The sequence below is a fragment of the Halobacillus sp. ABR2_026 genome, assembly GCF_056158545.1.
The window spans coordinates 3120360-3143653 of sequence record NZ_JBSWTM010000001.1 but is presented as its reverse complement, the minus strand read 5'-3'; the positions used below and the strand labels follow the sequence as shown (position 1 = coordinate 3143653).

Genomic DNA, 23294 nt, shown 5'->3' with positions numbered 1-23294 from the left:
TATCTTATTCTATACGCTAGATAAAGGGGCGATTCATATGTCAAATTCCATAAAGAAAGTTATGGAATTAGTAGAAAGGAAAGATAAAAAGAAGTTTTTAATATTATTTTTTATGATGATACTTGCAGCTTTTTTTGAAACAATCGGAATAGGATTAATCGTTCCATTTGTTGGTATTATTACAGACCCAAATCAAATTCAGGAAAGCGTTTTCTTGTCCAATATATATGACTCATTAAATTTCAAGTCTGACCATTCATTTATTATATTTTCAGTAGGAGTACTTCTTATAGTCTTTATATTAAAAAATATTTATTTATTACTTTTCCAATATTCACAGTTAAGAGTGATATTAAATCAACAAGTGAAATTATCAAGTAATTTGTTTAAGGAATATTTAACTAAATCGTACACTTTCCATTTACAAAGAAATACAGCTGATTTACTTCGTAATGTAAATGAGGAAGTATCCAAAATGTTTCAAGGTGTAATAATGTCAACTTTTCAATTGCTTACAGAGTTTTTAGTTATTATATGTATATTAACTTTATTGCTTATTACCTCTCCTGTTGCAACAATCACAGCTTTTATTTTATTAGGTGGAAGTGTTTATATTTTCTTCAAATTTTTCAAGAAAAAAATATCACAATTAGGAAAAGAACAGCAAGATGTGAGTGGTTCAATGATTAAATGGGTAAACCAAGGGTTAGGAGCTAGTAAAGTAGTGAAAGTATCAGGGAGAGAGAGCTTTTTCATAAACGCGTATAAAGGGAAAAGCCAAATTAAAGCAAATAATAGTAGATATATAAAAATGTTGGAGCAAGTTCCTCGTTTGTTTATTGAAACTTTATTAGTCTCAGTAGTTTTAATGACAATGGTTATTATTTTAATTCAAGGTAAAAACACTTCTGAGCTTATTGCTACAATGGCTTTATTCGCTATGGCTGCCTTTAGATTAATGCCTTCAATCACACGAGTAGTAGCTATGCTTACTTCAATAAAATATAATCAACCTGCTCTTGACGTAGTTTATAATGATTTAATATTAAACAAGGGATCAGAAGTTGCTCTAAATCCGCCAAATAAAACGGGAAATGTTAATGCGGATGATAAAATATTTAATGATTCTATAAGTATGAAGAGTGTTTGGTATAAATATCCTGGACAAGATGTTTATTCTATTAAAGACGTGTCACTAGATATACCAATAGGTAAATCTGTAGCATTTATAGGGGCATCTGGTGCAGGAAAGACAACTGTAGTTGATATTATTCTGGGATTATATGAACCTGAAGAAGGAAAGGTGACAGTTGATGGAAAACAACTATCTTATCAAAAAGATCTGTGGCAGAAAAAAATAGGCTATATACCTCAATCTATATACTTGTCTGATGACTCAATAAAAGCTAATGTTGCATTTGGTATTCAGGAAGAAGAGATTTCTAACGATGACGTATGGAGGGCATTAGAACAGGCGCAGTTAAAAGATTTTGTGAAAGGCTTGCCTGAAAAACTTGATACTAAAATTGGAGAAAATGGAGTAAGGCTATCTGGTGGCCAGAGACAACGAATTGGTATAGCTAGAGCTTTGTACACTAACCCGGAGATTTTGTTTATGGATGAAGCAACTTCTGCATTAGACAATGAAACAGAGAAGGAAATCATGGCAGCTATAGACGGGTTAAAAGGTGAGAAAACCCTTATTATTATTGCTCATAGACTTAGTACTATAGAAAATTGCGATGTCGTATATAAAATGAGTAAAGGTAAGCTTATAGACATAGAGAATAAGACACTGAAAAAATCAATTATGTGAAAAGAGGTTAATTCCAATGGGAGTTAACCTTTTCGCGTTAATTTACAATATTTGGATATAATGAATAATTTAATGGAGAATAAAGGAATAAGTTGTCTGTACGATTACTAATTCTTTTGCTTCCATAAACCCCATATACATAATATTGTTCATTTTATAAATCAAGGTATATAGGAGGGAGTTAATGACAAAAAAAATAAATGTTGATGCGAAAGTTAAAAATGGGGGGCGGAATTTTTCAGAGGAATGTCAAGATATTTCTGCATTAACTTGGGTTGATGGTTCTGAAGCTGTCGAAATAGAAGACTCATTACCTCCAAATGAAGTCTCTAACTTTTCTGCTCTAAACGTTCAACAAGAAAGCTTGATTCTCAACTGGATAGCGAGTACTTCAAGTGATGTAAAACAATACAATATTTACTTAGAAGGGAGTTTGATTGGAAATACCTCAGAAACAGAATTTTATGTGTCATCACTTAATGCTGGAACACAATATACATTCACTATAAAATCAGTCGATATTAACAATAATGAATCTTCAGGTGTAAGTTTAACAATTACTACCGAGAATGTTAAATATTTTCTCCGGATGTCGGGCGAACAAAGTCGGTTATCAGCTCCTACTTCTTTGCCTAAATATAATAAAGTAGATTTAAACGTATTAATTGCTCGGAAAGATAATGGAGATATGTTTTACGCAGGGGGGGTCAATACATTCTTGGCGATGTCTGGAGGAAGAATGAATATTAATAAAGTGGAAATAAACGGAGTAGAAGTTATGGGGAATTTTGGACATGAGGTTCCAATAGGAGTAGAGTGTCGGGTTACTATTTATCTTACTTCTTCGAGAGATAAAATCCTTTCAATATTTGGATCAAATAACTCTAATGCTGTTCCTGGAAATATATACAAGGTATCTGTTTATTATGATGAGAATGTAATTGCTTATTATGATACATCAACTGGAAGTGTTCTGGATCAATCTGGAAATGGATATGACGCCAATATCGTAGGAGATCATCAGTTTATTGAAGCTGATTAATTAAGGGGTGTATAAATGTTAGGGAAAATAAAAAGATTAAAAGACAATTGTGAAAATAAATTCATATATCCTTTAACAGTGTCAAAAGCTGTATATGTAAATGAAGAGCAAAATTTACAAAGTAAGCTTTTTGAGTTAGATAGAAAAATAAATGAAATATCGCTTGAAGACATTATTGATATTGATTTTGGAGCAGTCAAGGATAGGAGTACTTTTTCTTTTGAAGGTGGAGCACTGAAAGTTGTCCCCGATATAACGAATAGTTATTTTTTTGACTTGTCAAAATGGGAAGTTTCAAATACTGGGGAGGACGCTCAAAATACTTCGTCAAAGATAAATGAAGCACTTCAATGGGCAAGTGGAAATGGGTATGATGAATTTGTCTTACCAAATGGAACTTATCTTATTGATGAAAACAATCCTATTATTGTCCCAAGTCGAATGACGTTAAATCTAGGTGGAGCTAGATTGCGAATTAGAGATAACAGCTTGGAAAGGTACACGATAATTACAATTCCGAATAAATCGGAATATATTAGAATTACGAATGGTGAATTAGAGGGAGACCGCTATAACCATGATTATGATACAGTACCAGGTACTCATGAGTGGGGGATGGGGATATCTGTAATGCATCATAGTCGATTTATTCATATCGATTATATCCATGCGTTTAATTTTACTGGTGATTGTATTTATACTGAAGCAATACCAAATTTCATTGATATGAGAGCATTCGATCGTTGGGAACAAGGAAGTATAAGCACTGGGGATGGATCTTTAATAACGGATAGCTCTCGGATTAGAAGTGAGGATTTTATATCTATCCCCGAGCGTGCGCGTGATGAATATGGTTTCTTTAATGTCTGCGGAAATAGTTTTGGAGATTATGGAAGGGATATTGAAAGCGAAACTTTTGACATCTTTTTTTATGATAACAACAATGATTTTTTAAGTGTTGTTCAGACAGTAAAGGTTTTTGATGATATTGAAGTACCAGAGGGAGCCTATAAATTTAAACTTTCTTATTACCAATCGAATCTTCCTTTGGATGAAGAAGGTACTGCTTTAAGTTTATGTATATCCCTATGTCCACGCCACGTATATATTGAGAAATGCGATCTCCATCATTCTAGAAGGTGTGGATTAGTACCGACAGGCAAGCATATTTACGTTCGGGATAATAAAATTCATCACATAAGAGGGACATCTCCTGGATGTGCTATAGATGTAGAGGATGGTTATGGATTAAATCAAAACATCAGAATATATGACAATCATCTCTACGATACAAGGGTTGGAGTAGCTTTCGTAAGTACCCAGTATGTACACTTTGTAGGCAATTACATGGAAAGATTGGGACCTAGCACCGTGTGGGGGGAGTGTAGGCAAGTCCATATTAACCAAAATATTGTCAGGTCATCTACATGGGATTTACAAGGGGAGACCTTGTTTCATGGAAATACATTATATCATTCCTCTGTAAGTTCAAGGAATAAGTCTATGCACATTATTAATGATAATTTTTTTTACAATAGTTCATTGAGTGTTAATAAATCTTTGCGCTTTACTTCTTTGGTGAGTGATAATTATTTTTGTAGAGACGCAGTGAATACTGATATTTCCAATAACAAAAGCGAGTTTGATACATTTGGTCAACCTCAAATCATTCAAAATAATCATTTTGATAAAGTGAGAATATACAATTTCTCTGATGTGAATGATTGGTTATTTTCGAATAACTACTTTAAATTAATTACAGGGTCGGTCGCTATTACATTGGCTCCGGGTACTTATAAAAATTGCATATTTGATTGTTCTAATCTAACTACCCCCATACAGTTTCGTGTTAATAGCAGTGGTTATAAATATGAGTATATTGATTGTGATTTTAAGGATGTTGATTTCTTTGCAAGTTATAATCAGCCCATGGAATTATTAAGGTTTGATCGGTGTGATATAAAGAGCACAAAGAACAGATTTTTCTATTTTAGAGATATGAATGGTGTCATTGAAGTTACAAATAATCGATTTATTATGGACTCAGCTACTGGAGGTACAGTACTATCTTTGCTCGCTTCCTCATTTACCTCTTGTGAAAAAATATTAGTAACAGGAAATACTTTTGACTCTAATGGTGCTCCAATGGAAGCAATGACTCTTTCCCAATTTCCTATCCAAACATTCAGATTTACCGATAATACACTTGAAAACACAATTTTGAACCCATCAAATGTTAACTTAACCGTTTATGAAAACATTATAGATGGGGTGAAGGATCCATACTATATTTTCAATATGAAACCAACCAGTGGGTACTTTAAATACAGGCAAAAGGTGGAGAAAGAAGTAATCCAACCTGGTGATTACCTTGGATGGATTTGCATAAAAGAAGGAACGGCAAACAATACGAATTGGCGGCCATCGACTGTATATAAGGTTGGTGACAGAGTGAATGTAAATGAAAAAGTTTATGAAGCTCTAAGTGGTGGGACTACATCTTCTGTTGCACCGAACCATTCATCTGGTAATATGTCGGATGGGGGTGTAACGTGGTCTTTTATTAGTGACTTAGCGGTATTCAAACAATATGGAAAAATAGAAGAATAATTGTAGTTAAACAAGCAAAGAAGGGCACCGGAAAGTACCGGTACCCTTCTTTGCTTGTTTTAACTCAAGGGGCGTTTTTTGAAATAATTGCTAGAATTATAGAGATTAATATTGCGTTCTTTATAGAAGTGTAGTATGTTCTTTATATAGAATATTCCTATCCTATAAATATATCTGTGTTTTTTATTTTTAGCTATGCGTTCTTAATAAAGAAAAAGAATTCATTCAGGAAATGAATATAAAAGAGGGATCCCATGAGTGCAATCGTAGGTATTATTGATATGAAAAATGAACAATCCATATTGACGGAACACATGAATGGGATGATGGAGTCATTAAGAAAGTACCCTTCTGATGACAGGCATACTTGGAAAAATCGTAATGTGTTCTTAGGATGTCATTCACAGTGGATTACTCCAGAATCGGTTGGTGAAAAATTACCTTATTACGATCAAGATCGAAAGTTGGCTATTACTTCAGACGCTATTATAGATAACAGAATGGAACTCCTTGAAATGTTACGAGTATCTAAGGTTCTAAAAGATAATATGCCAGATAGCAAAATTATTCTCTTGGCTTATGAGAAATGGGGAGAGGATTGTCCGAGGTATCTAATAGGAGATTTCGCATTTATGATTTGGGACGAAAGAAATCAAAAGTTGTTTGGAGCAAGAGATTTCTCTGGAATGAGAACAATTTACTACCATCATAGAGCGAACATATTTGCTTTTAGTACAACCATTCATGCGTTGTTGTCACTCCCATATATCAATAGGGATATAAACGATTATTGGGTAGCTGAATATTTAGCTATACCAGGAGTTCATGAGTCAACAGATTACTATAACACGGTTTATAAGCATGTATTTCAGATACCTCCCTCTCATTCAATAGTAGTTAAAGAGGGAGAGGTGAAATTTTCAAAGTATTGCGATATAACAAATACTGAAAAAAAAATATATAAGTCTGACACAGATTATATAGGTGAATTTCAATCGTTATTCCATAGGGCTGTAAAAGATCGCCTAAGAGTTAAATCTAAAGTAGGGGCTCAGCTAAGTGGAGGTCTTGATTCCGGATCAGTGTGTAGTTTTGCAGCAAATACTTTAAGAGAACAAAATATGCATTTAGAAACTTTTAGTTATATACCTGTTCAAGGATTCGAAGATTGGACGCCAAAAAGTAGAGTGGCTAATGAAAAACCTCTTATAAAATCTACAGCAAACTTTGTAGGTAATATAAACGCTCATTATTATGATTTCCAAGGAAAAAGCCCTTTGAGTGAAGTGAATAAGTGGTTGGACCTTAGAGAAATGCCCTATAAATCTTTTAGTAATTCGTTTTGGACAAAAGGAATTTATGAGGAAGCCAAGAAAAATGGAGTGAACATACTATTAAAAGGGTCTCGAGGAAATTATACGATATCTCATGGGTCAGCATTGTTTGAATACAGCAATTTAATGAAAAATTTAAAGTGGATTAAATTATTCAAAGAAGTGCACATGTACAGTAAAAACACAGGTGTTGGCAGAAAGAAACTATTATCACAAATGAAGCGTAGGATTTTCAATGCAAATAAAGTGGTAGGAAGTTACCCAAGCATCATTAATCCTAATTTCGCAAATGGAATAAGAGTAAAAGAGAAGTTGTTAAATCAGGGAATAGACTTCAAATTTATTCAATATCAGGATTTAAACAAAGCTAGAATGAAACAGTTTGAACAGCTCTTCTTTTGGAATTTGAATGGTATTAATGCTACACAATTATCACTGAAGTATGGTCTCTGGGAAAGAGATCCTACCAATGATTTGAGAGTGGTAAAGTTTTGCTTGTCTTTACCTGATAAATGTTTTGTGAACGATGGTTTGGATAGGGCTCTGATTCGTAAAGCTACAAAAAATTATCTACCTGATGAGATTAGATTGAACCAGAAGGTGAGAGGAGTTCAAGGAGCTGACGTGATTTATAGGATGAAACCCGAATGGCAAGGACTAATACATGAGCTGAAGGTTTTACAAAAGGATCCTTTATTCAAAAATTATATAAATGAACAAAGCCTAGCTGAAGGAATCACTCATTTAGAAAAAGGGCCAAAAGATGAATATGTCTTCGATCCAGTATTTAAAAATATGATGAGGTGCTTAATATTGCACAGGTTTATGACTAGAACAGCTTGAAAGGAGGTGAAAATATGAAAGAAATTTGGAAAAAACCTTACTTAGAAACACTTCATTTCAATAAGACTATGGCTGGCCCTGGACTAAGATATGAAGATGAGCATCAAAATGACCCAGACGAAGAAGATGCAGACCACTACAGTTAAGAGTTTTGATAGATTAGGCCCTAACATGTAGTGTCAGGGCCTAATAACTTTCTTCAAGAGGTGAGTGGATGTCTTTATCTATACCTATAACTAAATACAAAGCGTTTGGTTTTACCCTTGAGAGTAATTTATATATACCTGAATTACCTTTAGCTGAGGACAATTTGGAAAGTCGTAGTGTAAGGGTGCAGATTAAGAAAGAAGAGGTAGACTTCCAACAGTTTCGGGAAGGGCGATGTTTTCATTATGATTCTGACTCTATAACATTTTTAATCAAGAATAAAGCACTTTTTAAAGTATCTGATGGTAGAGATATTTGTATTTTTCCGATTGAGGATAATAGTGATGATAGCCTTCCAATATTTGTTTTGGGCACATGCTTAGGAATTATACTTATGCAAAGGAGATTACTCCCCTTACACGGCAGCGCCATTTCCATCGACGGAAAAGCCTATGCCATCGTTGGGGACTCGGGAGCAGGAAAATCAACCTTGGCCTCAGCATTCCTAAAGCGCGGATATAAATTATTAAGTGATGATGTCATCCCCGTCTCATTTTCCGATGAAGGAGTTCCGAGGGTCACACCAGCGTATCCGCAACAGAAACTATGGCAGGAAAGCATGGATCACTTTGGGTTGGAATCAAGGGAGTTCGAACCAATCATTGATCGTGAAACGAAATTCAAAGTTCCAGTCGTTGATCAATTCGAAGAACGTCAGTTACCTTTAGCGGGCATCATTGAATTAACAAAAACAGATGACGAACAGATTCATATTGAACCAATACAGGATTTATATCGCTTCAGTACTTTATTCAAGCATACGTATCGGAATTTTATTATTCGACGTGCCGGGCTGATGGATTGGCATTTTAATACCTCTTCAAAGATCTTGCCCCATGTGGATATGTTTCATATGAGGAGACCAGTTTCAAAATTTACAGCTAATGAGTTAGTAGACAAGGTTCTACAGGCCATTGGTAAGGAGGAATCTGTAGTATGAGTCAATCGATAGCTTTAGTACAAATGGTTCAGCAGAAAGAAGGACATATTGTGAGTGATATGGATGGGGAGCGTGTGATGCTCAGTATTGAAAATGGGAAGTATTACAATTTAGGAGAGCTTGGCGGGGAGATATGGGATAAGATCGAAAACCTGAAACCTGTAAGTGAATTGATTGATGAGTTGCTTGAGGTCTATGAAGTGGAACGGGATGTTTGTGAAGACCAGGTTCAAGCGTTTCTTAAGCACCTTCGTGATGAGAATTTAATAGAAGTGAAGAAATAGACTTCAGAAGAACAGTCTTGGAAAGGAATTAAGCTCATGAGGAAGTTGATGACTTTTTTGACCTTGGGTAGGGAATCAAAAAGATTGTTGTTGGAGTCTTTTTTTTATTTGGGTTGGGCGAGAATCCAAAAGCGCCGTCCTTTTTCTAATTTAGCTCCTTCATTAGGGAAACATATGCAAGAAACAGGAATGGACGATGAGTGTACAGATCGTAGAACATTAGCGAAAGTTTCTCAAGCTATTCAAATCATGAGTAAATACACGTTCTGGGAGAGTCGTTGCCTTGTCCAGGCTCTTGCTGCAAAGAAGATGCTTGAAAAACGAGGGGTCGGAAATACTCTTTACTTGGGGACGGCAAAAGAAGATAACGGTGAGATGGTTGCTCATGCCTGGTTGAGAAGCGGTCCTTATATTGTCACAGGAGCGAAGGGGATGGAGAGGTTTACTATTGTCAGTACCTTTGCGTGTCCTGTAGGAGGTGAATCACATGAGCAAAGCTACAAACCTTCAATTAGCGAACGTACCTAAAGAGGTTCACTTGATTCTTCAGTTGCTAAAGTCAGATAAACAACAAGATATTGATGCACTTTCAAGAAGTTCGTTTGAGGACATCGATTGGAATTTGTTTATTAAACAATCGTTACATCACCGTGTTTACCCGTTACTCTACTCCAAAGTAAAAATGGTTGAAAGCGGACGTATACCAGAGTTTGTCGAAGAAAAACTTTGCTTTGAATATAAGCGTAATACCTTTCAAATGTTGCAATTGAGTGGAGAGATGGAACGGATGAGTCGTTTGTTTTCATCTAATGAAATTCGGTTGCTTTTTTTGAAAGGCCCCATGCTATCCCATGAACTTTATGGGGATGTTTCATTGAGGACTTCGGGTGATTTGGATGTGATGATTTCGATTGAAGATCTTCAGAAAGCTGAACATTTATTAACAAGTCACGGATATCAAAAAGATGATTACATCGAAACCGTGTTAGAAGATTGGAAGTGGAGGCATCATCATGTGACCTACTATCATCCCCGAAAGAAAGTGAAAATCGAGCTGCATTGGCGTTTGAATCCCGGTCCGTGCAAAGAGCCAGGGTTTGAACACTTATGGAAGCGAAAAGAGGTTAGCTCGATTTCAAAAACCCCTATCTACATTCTGGGGAAAGAGGATTTATTTTTGTTTTTATCTGCACATGGAGCGAGGCACGGGTGGTCCAGGTTACGATGGTTGGTAGATATAGACCGTTTGGTGGATCCGTCCATTGATTGGAAGAACCTTAAGCGATTATTGATTCACAATCACTTCCACCTCGCTGGAGCTCAAGCTCTTTACTTATCTTCCGTCCTTTTGGAAACTCCTGTTCCATTGGAAATGCCAGTTAATAAAAAGTCCCGTGTTTTGGCACAACAAGCGATTTTCTATTTAGAGTCTATGATCAACCTCCACTCAGAGCCTTTGCCGCAGGAGGTTGCAGACTATCATAAGCGTCATTTATTTTCTTTAATGTCATGGAATCAAAAGTTCTTTTTTATCCTGAGCTTTTTGTATCCTTATCCCGAGGATGCCGAGCTTTTGCCATTGCCTAAAAGACTCCACTTTTTATATTTTCCTCTACGCCCTTTTCTGTGGGGGTGGAGAAAGACTAGAAAGCACGCAATCACATAGGGGGACGCGAAATTATGAAGCATGTCCTTTACTTTTTGAAAGAGATTCATAGTTATTCAGGAAAAATCTTGTATATCAATTTGTTTGCTATGACCGTAATCGGGCTCCTGGAAGGGATCGGAATCTTATTGCTTGTCCCTTTGATTAGCTTAAGTGGAATTGTAGATTTAGGCACTCAGGGTTTGCCTTTTATCGAGGCTTTTCAGTTTGTGGAGCAAATTCCGCCTGAAATCGGGCTTCCATCGATTCTTTTATTTTATGTAGGAATTGTTATTACTCAAAATTTACTTCAACGGAGGATTACTGTAAGAAATGCAGTGATTCATCAGGGATTTATGAGGCATTTGCGAATGAAAACGTATGATTCACTCCTTCATGCGAAGTGGCAGTTTTATTTGAACAAGAGAAAGTCAGATTTAGTAAATATTATGACCGGGGAAATTGCCCGTGCAGCCAGCGGTACACAGTCTTTCTTACAGTTTGCAGCATCCTTAGTTTTCACTTTCATCCAGGTTGGTCTCGCTTTTATTCTGTCTCCAAACATTACGACCTTCGTTATTACATGCGGATTTATTCTTATCCTTTTTAACCGGAAGTTCTTAAAGAGGTCGCTTGAGTTAGGCAATCGCAGTTATAGTCTGAATCGAAGGTACCTTTCTGGAGTAACGGATCAGATGAATGGAATGAAAGACTTAAAGAGCAATACACTGGAAGAATCCAGAGGCGATTGGCATGCCATGATTACAAAAGGGATGCAGGATGAGCAGGTTGAATACACAAAATTGAAAGCTACATCAAGGCTCTATTACAAAATTGCTTCGTCTATTCTGATTGCTGCTTTTATATTCATTGCCATTCGGTTATTCAATGCTCAAGCAGGTCAATTGATGCTGATCATTGTAATCTTTTCCAGGTTGTGGCCGCGAGTCACAGGCATTCAAGCGTCTATGGAACAAATTGCAAAAGTAATACCTTCTTTAGAGGCTGTGAACAGAGTAAGGCATGAAAGTGAACAGGACCGTGAGTTTATGGATGAGAATCAACAGAATAAGCCCTTGCAGGTTAATAATGCCATCGAATGTCGGAATCTTTCTTTTCAATATAAAAAGGAAAGTCGTTATGCTCTGAAGAATATTAATATTACTATTCCTGCACAGCAAATGACGGCAGTTGTCGGACGCTCCGGGGCAGGGAAGAGTACATTGATAGATATGGTAATGGGATTAAATTACCCAGATGAGGGTGAAGTTCTTGTTGATGGTGATTTTATATCCGACGAGAAGATTCGGTCTCTTCGAAAAGCGATCAGTTATGTTCCTCAAGATCCTTTTCTTTTCAATGAGAGCATTCGTGACAATTTGCTGTTAGTGGATCCAGAAGCGAGTGAAGAGGCAATATGGGGTGCGTTAGAATTTTCATCTGCAGCGGAATTCGTGCGAAAGCTCCCTCAAGGACTCGATACACTTATTGGTGACCGTGGAATCAAGCTTTCTGGTGGAGAAAGGCAACGCTTAGTGTTAGCTCGCGCCATTCTAAGAAAACCATCCATTCTCATTTTAGATGAAGCCACAAGCGCGTTGGATTCAGAAAATGAAAAGAAAATTCAACAGGCTATTGAACACCTGAAAGGTAGAATGACCATCATCGTCATTGCCCATCGTCTTTCTACGATAAGAAATGCGGATCAGGTCGTTGTTCTTGAAGAAGGAGAAGTGGTTCAAAAAGGAGAATTCCATCAACTGGCTAAAGATAAGAAGAATGTATTTAGTCACTTGTTAAGTAATCAAATGAAAGTTGTTCGATAAAAAATTTTGACTCATCGTTCTTTATTAAGAATGGGGGGCGTGACAAAGAAATGCAAGGCTCTTGAAGTGAGGGATCATCTGTCAATTAAATTTGAAACAGCTCAGAGATGGAATCCTGGAAAAGGGAGTGTTGGCGTCAATTTTCCATCATGTAATACAACACCTACTCCAGGTAGAGCAGAGCTCCGGGGAAAGGAACAGGGCGGAGATAACAAAGGAAGAAAGTTGAAAGTCTTCAAATGGCAAGAGGGAACGGGATAATAATAGGTCCTCATAAAGCGAATGTACGTTTTGAAGAGTATTGGATTAGGAGAAGATTGCTCAAATTCTCTCTGCTCGTACCTTTATTAGCATCGATGCAGCGGTACAAAGTGATTTCAGTCCAGTTGAAATAATGGTTTTTGTGGAGTTTGGGACATTGGTAGTAAGTATTAGTTGCTCCACTTATAATGGCATAAGCAGCAGATACGCAATAAGATTAAGCTCATTAAGTTATAGTTTCGGAGGGAATGACGGGTGAAAAAAATGATCCTCTTATTTATAATAACCACTACTCTTTTAATCATTTTAGTCATTCCTTATACCATTTGGGATAACAAGAGGGTAAAAATAGTTGATGAAGCAATCGTTGTAGAAGGATTACCAGATGTGCTTCATGGTTTTAAAATATTACAGGTGTCTGACCTTCACGAGAAGACCTTTGGTAAGAATCAGGAAAAACTAATTAGTACAATAAATTCTTTGGATTATGACCTGGTCCTCTTTACTGGAGACATGATGGATGGCGTAAACAGTGATAATACAGCACCTTTTTTTAGTCTTATTGACGGGATTGAAAATAAAGAATATGCCTACTATGTCGCTGGTAATACAGACCCGTCCAATTATGATATAGAGGAAGGTGTATTGGTTAAAAGTGAATTTATAGAGGAAACGGAAAAACGAGGGGTGAAACTCCTTGAATCTATTGAAGTCATTGAGCACCTAGGGGAACGACTTAACCTTCTTGACTTCGAACTTTCTATTCTGAAACCTGAGAATGGATTTGTTGTTGCAAATGGGAGAGTGAAACCCAAGTATTCTAAAACAGAGCCTTACATCCAATACCATAATCAATTATTGCAAGAATTAAATCAAATGAATGGCGAAGGAATTACAATAGCGCTCAATCACTATCCCGTTTCTGATCCACGAATCGATCAAATTAATAAGACTTCTTATTATAGTTTTGGGGAATACGATTTAATTATTGCTGGTCACTATCATGGCGGGCAAATCCGCGTACCTTTTTTGGGTGCGCTTTTTATTCCGGAACCTTTTTATAAGAATGGAGGGTTTATGCCCCCAAGAAATCGTGTGAAAGGACTTTGGGAATACAGAGGAACAAAACAATATGTAAGTGCGGGCTTAGGCAGTAGTGATGCTATAAATCTCCTAAACTTTCGCTTGTTTAACACTCCAGAAATCAATAGGATTACCTTGAAAAAAGATTAGTAATCTAAGTTGCAAAATTATATAATAGGTATAGATTGCTATAAAGATGGAGTGAATTGGAAGATGAGTCGTTCTAAAAAACACGAGAAGAAAAAAGGTCGATGGTGGAAGGTATCCCTTGTTTTACTAGTGTTGTTGTTATTACCAGTAGGTGTTTATGCTTACTCTGTATATAGCGGGGCTAAGGATACAGTGGATTCGAAAATGCATCAACAAGTTGCATCCATCGATCATGAATTGACAGAGAAAAAGCGCAAGGAAAAAGAACCGCTTAACATTTTGCTGATGGGCGTCGATGAAAGAGCTGGCGATTCCGGCCGTTCCGATGCTTTGATGGTATTGTCTGTTGATCCAAATGAGAATCGAAGTCAAATCATCAGCATCCCTCGTGACACACGTACGGAGATGGTCGGCGATTCTTCTCAAGCGGGCAATCTGGATAAAATCAATCATGCTTATGCCTTTGGCGGAGCAGATATGGCTATACAGACTGTCGAAAAATTCCTCGACATTAACCTTGACTACTATGTCCAGGTGAACATGGAGGGCTTGGAAGAAATGGTGGATGCCGTTGGTGGAATCACTATTCAAAATGATATCGAATGGTATGGGAAGGACAACTTCCATTATAAAAAAGGTGAACTGACCATGGATGGTGAAGAAGCTCTAGGATATGTTCGTATGCGTTATGATGATCCACAGGGTGACCTTGGGCGTAATGAACGTCAACGTAAAGTCATCCAGGGAATTGTAGATAAAGGGATGAATGTCGGATCCATTAATAAAATTGGAAATGTCATGGACGTGCTTGGTAAGAATGTTTCGACCAATATGGATTTCAGTACGATGCAGGACTTGATGAAAAACTACAGCGGGGCTAGAGAAAATCTATCGACCTATCAGATGAGTGGGACTGGAACAAAAATTAATGGTATCTACTATTTAGAAGTTCCGGATGAAGAAGTACAGGAAGTAAGAGATATGATCTTGGATTATCAATCGTAAGCTGCTCAATTATTGAGCAGCTTTTTTTTGGCTCTGTTAAAGTTCAGTGTTGATATTTGCATTTATTTCAAACTGAGTCTTTCGCTAAATGGCAGGATTGTTGAAGACTCCGTTTCGAGAGGGTTCGGGGTTCGTTATTGTGTTGAGTGCCAGGGGTGGCTGGGGAGCCACTCGCTTTCCTGTGGGGGACTGGCGAGCTTCCTCGGGCTTATCGCCCTGCGGGATCTCGCCGATCTCCTTTCTACCACGGGAGTCTCGCAGCTTCCCAACCACCCCATTCGATCATGCGAGAAACGAACCCCTTTACCAACGTTGGATGGTCTTCCATTCCCCCGGTTGTTGTAAGCATAAAACGCTATGTATCAAGATTTCCGGGTTCGAGCACCTCGGTTTGGGCGTATGATCCTTATCACCTCACCAACAAGAATAGCTGATGATTCATGAAGGGGTTTCGAGACCCTGATATAGCCAAGGGCGGAGGGGGATGGCGAGACTCCTGCGGGACAAGAGTGCTGGGTGAGACCCCACAAGGCGTAAGCCTGAGGAGGCTCACCGCGCTCCCGCGGAAAGCGAGTCATCCCCCGCAGCCCCTAACTCCCCCACAAACATCTCGAAACTGAGTCTTCAAGAAAAAGGAGCTTTAGTTGAATAAGCCAAATATAAAAAAGAACTTCCATAAAATTGGAAGTTCTTTTTTATGAAACTTGATGAAAAATGCCGGGTAATGATTATTACCTGGGAAATATGCGTCGGATTTTGTATCAATAAAGAAGGTAGGTTTATTCTTAGTCATGTCCATACTGAATGGTAAGAGGTGATGGTATGGAGCAGTCGGAAGGGAATTTTTTTAAAGGACTTCTATGGGCAGTGCTTCTTTCTCTGCCTGTTTGGGGATTAGTGGCGACGGTTGTTTATTTTGTTTGGTAAATTAAAAAAGTGATGCTCTCCGACGGAGGTGCATCACTTTTTTGTTGGGTTTGTTCATGTTTCCTTTTATTAATAGAACAACAACTGTCTTTTTGTCTTTCTGTTAAACAAATACAAACCATAAAATGGACGTTACTGCGATAGCGGTCAAACCTTGCAGCAATGTCCCCATTGTTTGAGCTTTGTAGGCTTGAGTGATCGACATCCCACTGAATTCCTTCACCACCCAGAAGTAGCTGTCGTTGACGTGGGAGACGACCATGGCGCCTGCACCGACAGCCATTACGACAAGAGCGAGTGGAACAGCCCCTTCGATTCCAACTTGTGGAAGGAGCGGAGCGATCAATGTTGATGTAATAACGATGGCTGCTGTTGAAGATCCTTGAGCACTTTTTAATGCGGCTGCAATGATGAATGGAATGAAAATGAATACGGCTCCGACAGCGGTTTCGTTGCCAGCGATTCCTTTAATGAGGTCCGCGATGCTGGTTGAACTAATAACAGACCCGAATGCCCCGCCGGCACCTGTAATAAGGAGGATGGGAGCCGCTTCTTTAATACCGATTCCGATCCATTGAGTAAGAGTCTCCTCATCGTATTTAGGAAGTAGCGAAAAGGCGAACAACACGCCGACTAAAAGTGCGACGACTGGTGATCCAAGGAATAAGAAAAAGGAGAACAAAGCTCCTTCCCAACCGGCAAAAGTAATGACCGAGCTGAAGCCGATGAGAAGAATGGGAACGAGGATCGGCGCAAATGATTTTGCAGTGGAAGGCATGTCACCAAAGCTGCTGACGACCTCGTCATAATCATAAGCGGCATCTTCTTCATTTTGCTCAATATGAATATTCATTCCTGCTTTGACCGCCCAAAAGTACCCGATTAAGATCGCCGGGATCGCAACGATGATGCCGAATAAGATAACAGTACCGAGATAATTTTGTGCTCCAATGTTCCCTGCGGCAGCAATCGGTCCTGGAGTCGGCGGGACGAGCGTGTGGGTAGCAAATAGGCCCGTCGATAAGGCGATTGCCATCGAAGCAACGGTCACTTTTGTTTTATTTGCAAGCGCTTTCTTTAAGGAGGATAAAATAACATAACCAGAGTCACAGAAAACGGGGATACTTACAATGCTTCCGATGGCGCTCATCGCAAGTTGAGGTCTCTTTTCTCCTACAATCCTCAGTACAACCTCGGCCATACGAAGAGCAGCCCCTGACTTTTCTAAGATGACGCCGATGATTGTACCGAACACGATGACGAGTCCGATTCCTCCCATCAGCCCCCCGAAGCCACCATTTACAGCCTCTACTACATTAGCTAGGGGCATCCCTGATAAAATTCCAATAGCGAAAGCTGAGATTAATAAAGAAAGAAAAGGGTGAAGATTAAACTTTGCTGTAGCGACAATAACGAATAAAACACCTAGTAAAATAATGAGGACTAAACCGAAACTTTCCATACAATGCTCACTCCTTTTTATTTACGATCAACCGTGCAATTTGTTTCGTAGTTTCAAATAAATAGTCTTCTGCATGGGTCACACACTTTTCAAGAGAAGCAGGGCCTTGGGTAATGGAAAAACAACTCGTGAATCGTTTGTTTAGAGATTCGCAATCTCCTCCTAGACTTCCGGAGACGAGGATCGCAGGAATTTGCTGCGCCTGAGCTTGCTCCGCTACGTATCCGGGAGCTTTTCCGAACAGGGTCTGTTCGTCGCTTTGTCCCTCTCCTGTTAATACAAAGGAGGAACCGTGGAGCGCTTCTTTGAGACCGGTCGCTTCACCTACAAGCTTTGCGCCTGATTCAAGCGCAGCACCGATGGTAAGAAAAGCAAAGCCCAGACCGCCGGCAGCCCCTGCTCCAGGAGTTTCCATGTGGGAGGTTCCTATTTCTTTTTCAATGAGAGTTCCATATCGGGATAGCGACTGATCATACGTTTCCACTTGCTTGGGTGTCGCACCTTTTTGCGGGCCATAAATGTGACTGGCCCCTTCAGGACCGGTCAATGGATTGTCAACGTCCGATGCAACCTGGATGGATGTGTTTTTCAGACGCAGATCTAAATGAGAAAAATCGACCTGATGAACATCGTGCAAATCTTTTCCGTACATGTCTGTTTCTTGTCCATTTGCATCATACGTTTTCATGCCCAGAGCCTGAAGCATTCCAAGCCCTCCATCGTTTGTTGAACTCCCACCGATGGCAATCATCAGGTTTGTACAGCCTTCATCCAGGGCATGCGTGATAGCCTGGCCAATTCCATAGCTTGTCGTGTTGTCTGGATTGCGTTTTTCTTCTGGGACAAGGGGGAGACCCGCTATTACTGCACCTTCAATGACGGCTTGGGATTGATTCATTTTCACATACCAGCTTTCACGTTCTTCTCCTAAGGGTCCTTTGCATGAGAAGTGGATTTTCTCGTGTGGGACCGACTCAGAAAATACTTCAAGGGTGCCTTCTCCCCCGTCGGCCATGGGTTTTGTGATGGTCTCTATATCGGCATCCACGGACTGGAAAGCTTTTTTCATGATTTCTGCGACCTGAATGGATGATAAACTCCCTTTATAAGAATCAGGAGCGAAAACGACCTTCATTTCTTTGACCTCCTTTATTTTCTTGGTTACTTCCATTCAACAAGAAAAGAGAAAGGAAAACAATTGATGGGATGAACAAAATATCAGAAAAATGAAAGCGGATACTTGTGCAGTTGCACAAGTTATCTGCAAATCAAAATCGATTGTAAAATGATCGCATCTTTGAAAACCCGGGCATCCAGCCCTACTTTCTTATGGATTTGATCCAAACGGTAAAGGAGAGTGTTGCGGTGGATGTGCAGTTCACCGGCGGTCCGGCTCATTTTTAAATCGTTGGTAAAAAAAGCATGGAGGGTGGTGAGATAAGGGCTCTCTAATTGACTTAGCCGTTGAGCATAAGGTTCTGTGATTTCTTGAAAGGTTGCTTGCGCTATGCTTGAGAGGAGTCGTTCCATTTTCAAAGACGAGCTTTCAATAATAGTTCCTTGAGATCCGGCAATCTCCAGCGATTGCTTGGCCTGTTGGAACGAAGCATAAATTCCTTTGGCGCTGAAGCCTGGTTCCCCGATGGCTGCTGGACTTTGTATGTCCAAAGATGGAAGATTCTTTTGAAAAGGGATCGGCATGACAACAAGATTATCTTGAAAAGGCAGGACGAAAAGTGGTGGAATATTTGAACGTTCGGCCTGAAACCTTACTTGTTCTGATTCTTCATAAGGAGATTCAGATTTGAAAACGAGGACCTGCCATGTTTTCTTTATATCTGTCCCAAGGGAATAGCGGGCTTCTTGTTCCAAATCAGCCGTATCCGGACTGGAGAGGAGGCGGTGAAACCAGTGGTTCCATTGTCTTTCTTGATAAAAGCTTTCTTTTTGTAAGTACAGCTGTTCCAAGGCAATTTCTACAGAACCCTGTGTCATTCCGGCTGCCTGATAGACATCATCCGGGTTTCCTGTCAATCCGACTACGCCTGCCAGTTCCCCTCTATGAAAGATAGGGAGATTGACCCCTGGTTTGGTGTTGATATACCGATGAGCGAGTTGGGGAGTGATCCGCTGGGGTTGAAGCGTTTCTACGACCAACTGTGCACCTCCATGAACTTGTGTGACACGCCCGGGGTCCGTACTGGCTACAATTTTTCCCGTGGGGTCCATGAGGTTGATGGATACGTCGATGTATCTTGATAAGCGATGGATGATTTCTTTTCCTAGTTGAACTGTAATTTCCACGGTCGATTCCTCCTTTTCTATCATTCTATCAGATTGTAGTAGAACTGAATCTCTTGAAGGAGGAAAACGCTGGAGGTAAGATTTACATTAACGATCGATGCTGATTAAGGAGGGAACAGAATATGAAAAAAATACTGCTGACAGGATTTGAACCCTTTCTGGGTTATAAAATCAATCCTACAGAAGAAATAGTGAAAGCCTTGGACGGGGAGGCAGTTGGGGATTATAAAATCGAAGGTCGGGTTCTCCCTGTGGATTATAGCAAGTCTGGCGATCTATTGATTTCCTACATAAAGGATGTGGACCCCGATGTGGTAATGTCTCTAGGGCTTGCGGCGGGACGGTATAAATTGACGCCTGAACGGATGGCCGTGAATTGGAACGAAAGCAAGGAAGCTGATAACGAGGGGAATCGTCCGGGAGGTGGGAAGATAGAGGAGGATGGACCTGACGGGTTGTTTTCAACTCTCCCCATCCGCTCACTCGTTGATGTTTTGAATGATCAGGGATATCCGGCTGATATCTCCAATACGGCAGGAACATATTTATGTAACCATGTCATATATAGAGGACTCGATTATTTTAAGAAAGATAATCGCCTGGTCCGCTCTGGGTTCATCCACATGCCAGCCTCTCATGAACTGGCAGTTCAGCACGGAGATCTACCAAGCTGGTCACAGGCCACCTTAACGGAAGCCGTACGCGTTATGATCCGTAGTTTAGACGAATAAGAGTTTGTGTTTCCAATATATGTATGACCTGGTGCGGTAAAATTTGTAAAAACCCAACACAAAAACTCCCCCAGCGGTGTGGGGGAGTTTTTGTGTTTTAGGCATGGGCCATGGTTTCCAGGGCTTCTTTGACTGGCTTAAAGTCATACCCTAGGTCGCGGGCGACGGCTTCGTACGTTAGGTGGCCATTGGCTGTGTTCACGCCTGCTTCAATCGCTTTATTTTCTTCGACCGCTTTATTTACGCCTTTATTGGCAATTTGCAAAGCGTATGGGATGGTTACGTTTGTCAGGGCGATTGTAGATGTGCGAGGAACCGCTCCTGGAATGTTGGCTACTGCATAATGCAGCACTCCGTGTTTTTCATAGATCGGATCATCATGAGTCGTGATGTGATCGACGGTTTCGAAGTTTCCGCCTTGGTCGATGGCTACGTCTACGATGACGGATCCTTCTTTCATTTCTTTCACCATGTCTTCCGTTACGAGTTTAGGCGCTTTGGCGCCTGGGATAAGGACAGCTCCGACTACGAGGTCTGCCTCTTTGACTGCTTCCGCAATGTTGAACGGGTTGGACATCATTGTTTGGATGTCTGCGCCAAACTGATCGTCTAATTCACGCAGACGGTTTGGATTGAGATCCAATACAGTTACATGAGCTCCGAGACCAATAGCGATTTTCGCTGCGTTGGTTCCGACGATTCCACCACCGATGATGACGACTTTTCCGCGGGAAACACCAGGAACCCCACTGAGAAGAATTCCTTTGCCACCGAAGGATTTTTCCAAATACTGCGCACCTACTTGTGTAGCCATACGTCCAGCCACTTCACTCATCGGTGTGAGTAGAGGCAGTTTATTGTCAACAGCCACCGTTTCGTAGGCAATAGCGGTCACTTCGTTTTCGACCAATGCTTTTGTCAATTCAGGTTCCGCTGCAAGGTGAAGGTATGTGAACAATAGTAGTCCTTTACGGAAGTATCCGTATTCAGATGGAAGAGGTTCTTTGACTTTCATGACCATTTCTGAATCCGCCCAAATATCGGAAGCGGTTTCAACAATCTCAGCACCGGCGTTACGATATTCTTCATCCGTAAAGTTACTGCCTGTACCCGCTTGGGTTTCGATGCGGATCGTGTGCCCGGCATTCATGAGGTTGATGACACCTGAAGGCGTAATAGCTACGCGGTTTTCATTGTTTTTTATTTCTTTTGGAATTCCGATAATCATGAGGAACGTCCACCTTTCAAATTGAATGTAACAAAAGTATAGCTTGCTAAGCTGAATTTTTGTTTAGGTGAAAATGAAAAAATAAACAGGAGGATTTGTGAAAAATCACAAACCCTCCTGTTCGTTCTCATGAATCAATAGATCCAAGTAAAGCATTGTTTTCTGATTGGCATTCTTGAAGTCGATGTTGGCAATCTCTTTTATACGCTTCAGGCGGTAGTTCAACGTATTGGTATGGATATGCATATGAGCAGCGGCCTGGTGGACATTGCTGTTTCTCTCAAGGAAGACCTTTAATGTTTCAAGAAGCCTGGAATTGTGCTGATTGTCGTAATTTTGAATGTTCCTCAATGCATCGTTCTTGTAGTTTTCCCGCTTCTGAAGGGCGGAAAGTTCGTTAAGGAATTGGTATACCCCGAGATCCTGATAGTTGTCGATATGTTGGAGTGCTCCTGTGAACTGCTCTTTCAGTTCCAAAACCTTCAACGCCTGCTTATAACTGTCGCTGATCAAAGTCGGTGAATCGTAGATCAGCCCGAACGCCCCTTTTAAATCTTCAAAATGCAGACGTTCTTCCATCTTCTGGGTGAATTCACGAATGAATGCCTGATTCATTTCATTAGCATCCTTATTATCGTCCGTCCGAACGAGGAGAATCAGCTGTTGGTCATCAAAAATCCGGTTAACGATCCTCGTTTGGTGAAGGGTCTCCGTCAAATAATAGGCATGCCGCTCGACGGCTTGACTCATTTCTTCTGTAAACTCAAAAACAGCGACGCACAATTGCCCTTGCAGATTCATATGGAACTTTTTGGCGAGGCGTTTGATTTCCGCCTGGTTTTGCAGGGACCCTGTGAGCAACTGCCAGAAAAACTCTTTGCGATTTTCTTCGGTTTTCTTTTTTTTCGCCTGCTGTCGTAGGAGATGGTGACTTACCCACTGGGCAGCTTCTTTCATCTCTTCCAAATGCTCCGCCGTAACGGAAAGTTCGTTCGTCTGTGCCCAAATGAACCCGAGGATTTCATTGTTTTTGCGTATGGAAATCGCCAGACGATGGCCCAAACCGATGGTATCAATTTTTTTGACAATAAGCGGCTGATCACTTTCAAACAGCTTTGCCATAATTCCCTGTTTCCACAGGCCGTTAATAACATGCTCGGGTACTTTCCGTCTCATGATAGTTGCTGTTCTTGCTTCATCCACATTTTTCTCATGTCTGCTGTAGGAGACGATGCGGTGGTTGGCATCTTCAATGGTTACAGGACAGCCCAAAGTTTCGGCGATGCTGTCGGCCAATCCTTCGGGGGAGTCGATGAAATCTTTATAGGAATAGTTTAAATGTGATGAATGTTTCATAGCCGTACTCCTTAATCGTGTGTCTACCCTTATATTATCATTGATTCTTCACTAGAAACATCCATTTTCCTATTGTAGTCTTTACAAACGTTATCGTAATCGGGCTCAGTATCGTAGGTTTTACAGACCATTCCGCTTGAAACGAGAGAAACAGAAAAAGAGCGTTTATTAATCATATGTCTACCTGGTGGATCACCATACAGAAGTGGTTTTTACAATTTCTGTATGACCTGGTGTGGC

18 protein-coding genes are annotated in these 23294 nt (G+C 40.0%); 13 read left to right on the top strand and 5 right to left on the bottom strand.

Annotated features, from left to right (window positions below; all coding sequences use genetic code 11):
- The first annotated feature begins 37 nt into the window (after positions 1-37).
- The 12 genes from ACXADE_RS16240 to ACXADE_RS16185 all read left to right on the top strand — a co-directional run bounded on the left by ACXADE_RS16240 (position 38) and on the right by ACXADE_RS16185 (position 15046).
- Positions 38-1816: an ABC transporter ATP-binding protein gene (locus ACXADE_RS16240; protein WP_474981470.1), complete on the top strand. Its 1779-nt coding sequence runs from the start codon at positions 38-40 to the stop codon at positions 1814-1816.
- 184 nt (positions 1817-2000) lie between these two features.
- The gene (locus ACXADE_RS16235; RefSeq protein WP_474981469.1) at positions 2001-2858 is read left to right on the top strand and encodes a fibronectin type III domain-containing protein; all 858 of its coding nucleotides are present in this window, start codon (positions 2001-2003) and stop codon (positions 2856-2858) included.
- Positions 2859-2873: 15 nt separating this feature from the next.
- Positions 2874-5468, top strand: a complete 2595-nt coding sequence (locus ACXADE_RS16230; protein WP_474981468.1) for a hypothetical protein — start codon at positions 2874-2876, stop codon at positions 5466-5468.
- Between the two features lie 254 nt (positions 5469-5722).
- Positions 5723-7645, top strand: coding sequence for an asparagine synthase-related protein (locus ACXADE_RS16225; RefSeq protein WP_474981467.1), 1923 nt, complete (start codon positions 5723-5725; stop codon positions 7643-7645).
- 14 nt (positions 7646-7659) lie between these two features.
- Positions 7660-7791, top strand: coding sequence for a paeninodin family lasso peptide (locus tag ACXADE_RS16220; protein ID WP_474981466.1), 132 nt, complete (start codon positions 7660-7662; stop codon positions 7789-7791).
- Positions 7792-7859: 68 nt separating this feature from the next.
- The gene (locus ACXADE_RS16215; protein ID WP_474981465.1) at positions 7860-8792 is read left to right on the top strand and encodes an HPr kinase/phosphorylase; all 933 of its coding nucleotides are present in this window, start codon (positions 7860-7862) and stop codon (positions 8790-8792) included.
- Positions 8789-9076 carry a lasso peptide biosynthesis PqqD family chaperone gene (locus ACXADE_RS16210; RefSeq protein WP_474981464.1) on the top strand — a complete coding sequence of 96 codons (288 nt, stop codon included), beginning with the start codon at positions 8789-8791 and terminating at the stop codon, positions 9074-9076. The genes ACXADE_RS16215 and ACXADE_RS16210 overlap by 4 nt, the downstream gene beginning before the upstream one ends.
- Before the next feature lie 27 nt (positions 9077-9103).
- A complete protein-coding gene (locus tag ACXADE_RS16205; RefSeq protein ID WP_474982252.1) occupies positions 9104-9604 on the top strand; it encodes a lasso peptide biosynthesis B2 protein in 501 nt (166 codons plus the stop codon).
- The gene (locus ACXADE_RS16200; RefSeq protein ID WP_474981463.1) at positions 9564-10742 is read left to right on the top strand and encodes a nucleotidyltransferase domain-containing protein; all 1179 of its coding nucleotides are present in this window, start codon (positions 9564-9566) and stop codon (positions 10740-10742) included. Before ACXADE_RS16205 ends, ACXADE_RS16200 begins: the two co-directional genes overlap by 41 nt.
- Before the next feature lie 14 nt (positions 10743-10756).
- Positions 10757-12547, top strand: a complete 1791-nt coding sequence (locus tag ACXADE_RS16195; protein ID WP_474981462.1) for an ABC transporter ATP-binding protein — start codon at positions 10757-10759, stop codon at positions 12545-12547.
- A 525-nt stretch (positions 12548-13072) separates the two neighbouring features.
- Positions 13073-14041: a metallophosphoesterase gene (locus tag ACXADE_RS16190; protein ID WP_474982251.1), complete on the top strand. Its 969-nt coding sequence runs from the start codon at positions 13073-13075 to the stop codon at positions 14039-14041.
- Positions 14042-14104: 63 nt separating this feature from the next.
- Positions 14105-15046 carry an LCP family glycopolymer transferase gene (locus ACXADE_RS16185; RefSeq protein WP_474981461.1) on the top strand — a complete coding sequence of 314 codons (942 nt, stop codon included), beginning with the start codon at positions 14105-14107 and terminating at the stop codon, positions 15044-15046.
- 1030 nt (positions 15047-16076) lie between these two features.
- Here the strand turns inward: ACXADE_RS16185 and ACXADE_RS16180 are convergent.
- From ACXADE_RS16180 to ACXADE_RS16170, 3 genes are all read right to left on the bottom strand, one after another.
- A complete protein-coding gene (locus tag ACXADE_RS16180) occupies positions 16077-17435 on the bottom strand; it encodes a GntP family permease (RefSeq protein WP_474981460.1) in 1359 nt (452 codons plus the stop codon).
- Positions 17436-17442: 7 nt separating this feature from the next.
- The gene (locus tag ACXADE_RS16175) at positions 17443-18570 is read right to left on the bottom strand and encodes a glycerate kinase (RefSeq protein WP_474981459.1); all 1128 of its coding nucleotides are present in this window, start codon (positions 18568-18570) and stop codon (positions 17443-17445) included.
- 122 nt (positions 18571-18692) lie between these two features.
- Positions 18693-19739, bottom strand: coding sequence for a CdaR family transcriptional regulator (locus ACXADE_RS16170; RefSeq protein ID WP_474981458.1), 1047 nt, complete (start codon positions 19737-19739; stop codon positions 18693-18695).
- A gap of 122 nt (positions 19740-19861) precedes the next feature.
- Here ACXADE_RS16170 and ACXADE_RS16165 point away from each other — a divergent pair, with 122 nt between their 5' ends.
- The gene (locus ACXADE_RS16165; RefSeq protein WP_474981457.1) at positions 19862-20470 is read left to right on the top strand and encodes a pyroglutamyl-peptidase I; all 609 of its coding nucleotides are present in this window, start codon (positions 19862-19864) and stop codon (positions 20468-20470) included.
- Positions 20471-20567: 97 nt separating this feature from the next.
- On the opposite strand, the gene ald is transcribed toward ACXADE_RS16165, so the two are convergent.
- Entirely contained in the window at positions 20568-21698 is a 1131-nt protein-coding gene (gene ald, locus ACXADE_RS16160) for an alanine dehydrogenase (RefSeq protein WP_474981456.1), read from the bottom strand.
- Between the two features lie 105 nt (positions 21699-21803).
- Positions 21804-23054: a PucR family transcriptional regulator gene (locus ACXADE_RS16155; RefSeq protein WP_474981455.1), complete on the bottom strand. Its 1251-nt coding sequence runs from the start codon at positions 23052-23054 to the stop codon at positions 21804-21806.
- Positions 23055-23294 lie beyond the last annotated feature (240 nt).

What these genes read in the sequence shown, in the direction of transcription:
- ACXADE_RS16240 (WP_474981470.1), top strand. Translation starts at nt 38, where the DNA reads ATGTCAAATTCCATAAAGAAAGTTATGGAATTAGTAGAAAGGAAAGAT.
- ACXADE_RS16195 (WP_474981462.1), top strand. Translation starts at nt 10,757, where the DNA reads ATGAAGCATGTCCTTTACTTTTTGAAAGAGATTCATAGTTATTCAGGA.
- ACXADE_RS16165 (WP_474981457.1), top strand. Translation starts at nt 19,862, where the DNA reads ATGAAAAAAATACTGCTGACAGGATTTGAACCCTTTCTGGGTTATAAA.
- ACXADE_RS16200 (WP_474981463.1), top strand. Translation starts at nt 9,564, where the DNA reads ATGAGCAAAGCTACAAACCTTCAATTAGCGAACGTACCTAAAGAGGTT.
- ald (WP_474981456.1), bottom strand. Translation starts at nt 21,698, where the DNA reads ATGATTATCGGAATTCCAAAAGAAATAAAAAACAATGAAAACCGCGTA.
- ACXADE_RS16190 (WP_474982251.1), top strand. Translation starts at nt 13,073, where the DNA reads ATGATCCTCTTATTTATAATAACCACTACTCTTTTAATCATTTTAGTC.
- ACXADE_RS16230 (WP_474981468.1), top strand. Translation starts at nt 2,874, where the DNA reads ATGTTAGGGAAAATAAAAAGATTAAAAGACAATTGTGAAAATAAATTC.
- ACXADE_RS16225 (WP_474981467.1), top strand. Translation starts at nt 5,723, where the DNA reads ATGAGTGCAATCGTAGGTATTATTGATATGAAAAATGAACAATCCATA.
- ACXADE_RS16235 (WP_474981469.1), top strand. Translation starts at nt 2,001, where the DNA reads ATGACAAAAAAAATAAATGTTGATGCGAAAGTTAAAAATGGGGGGCGG.
- ACXADE_RS16215 (WP_474981465.1), top strand. Translation starts at nt 7,860, where the DNA reads ATGTCTTTATCTATACCTATAACTAAATACAAAGCGTTTGGTTTTACC.
- ACXADE_RS16155 (WP_474981455.1), bottom strand. Translation starts at nt 23,054, where the DNA reads ATGAAACATTCATCACATTTAAACTATTCCTATAAAGATTTCATCGAC.
- ACXADE_RS16210 (WP_474981464.1), top strand. Translation starts at nt 8,789, where the DNA reads ATGAGTCAATCGATAGCTTTAGTACAAATGGTTCAGCAGAAAGAAGGA.
- ACXADE_RS16220 (WP_474981466.1), top strand. Translation starts at nt 7,660, where the DNA reads ATGAAAGAAATTTGGAAAAAACCTTACTTAGAAACACTTCATTTCAAT.
- ACXADE_RS16185 (WP_474981461.1), top strand. Translation starts at nt 14,105, where the DNA reads ATGAGTCGTTCTAAAAAACACGAGAAGAAAAAAGGTCGATGGTGGAAG.
- ACXADE_RS16180 (WP_474981460.1), bottom strand. Translation starts at nt 17,435, where the DNA reads ATGGAAAGTTTCGGTTTAGTCCTCATTATTTTACTAGGTGTTTTATTC.
- ACXADE_RS16175 (WP_474981459.1), bottom strand. Translation starts at nt 18,570, where the DNA reads ATGAAGGTCGTTTTCGCTCCTGATTCTTATAAAGGGAGTTTATCATCC.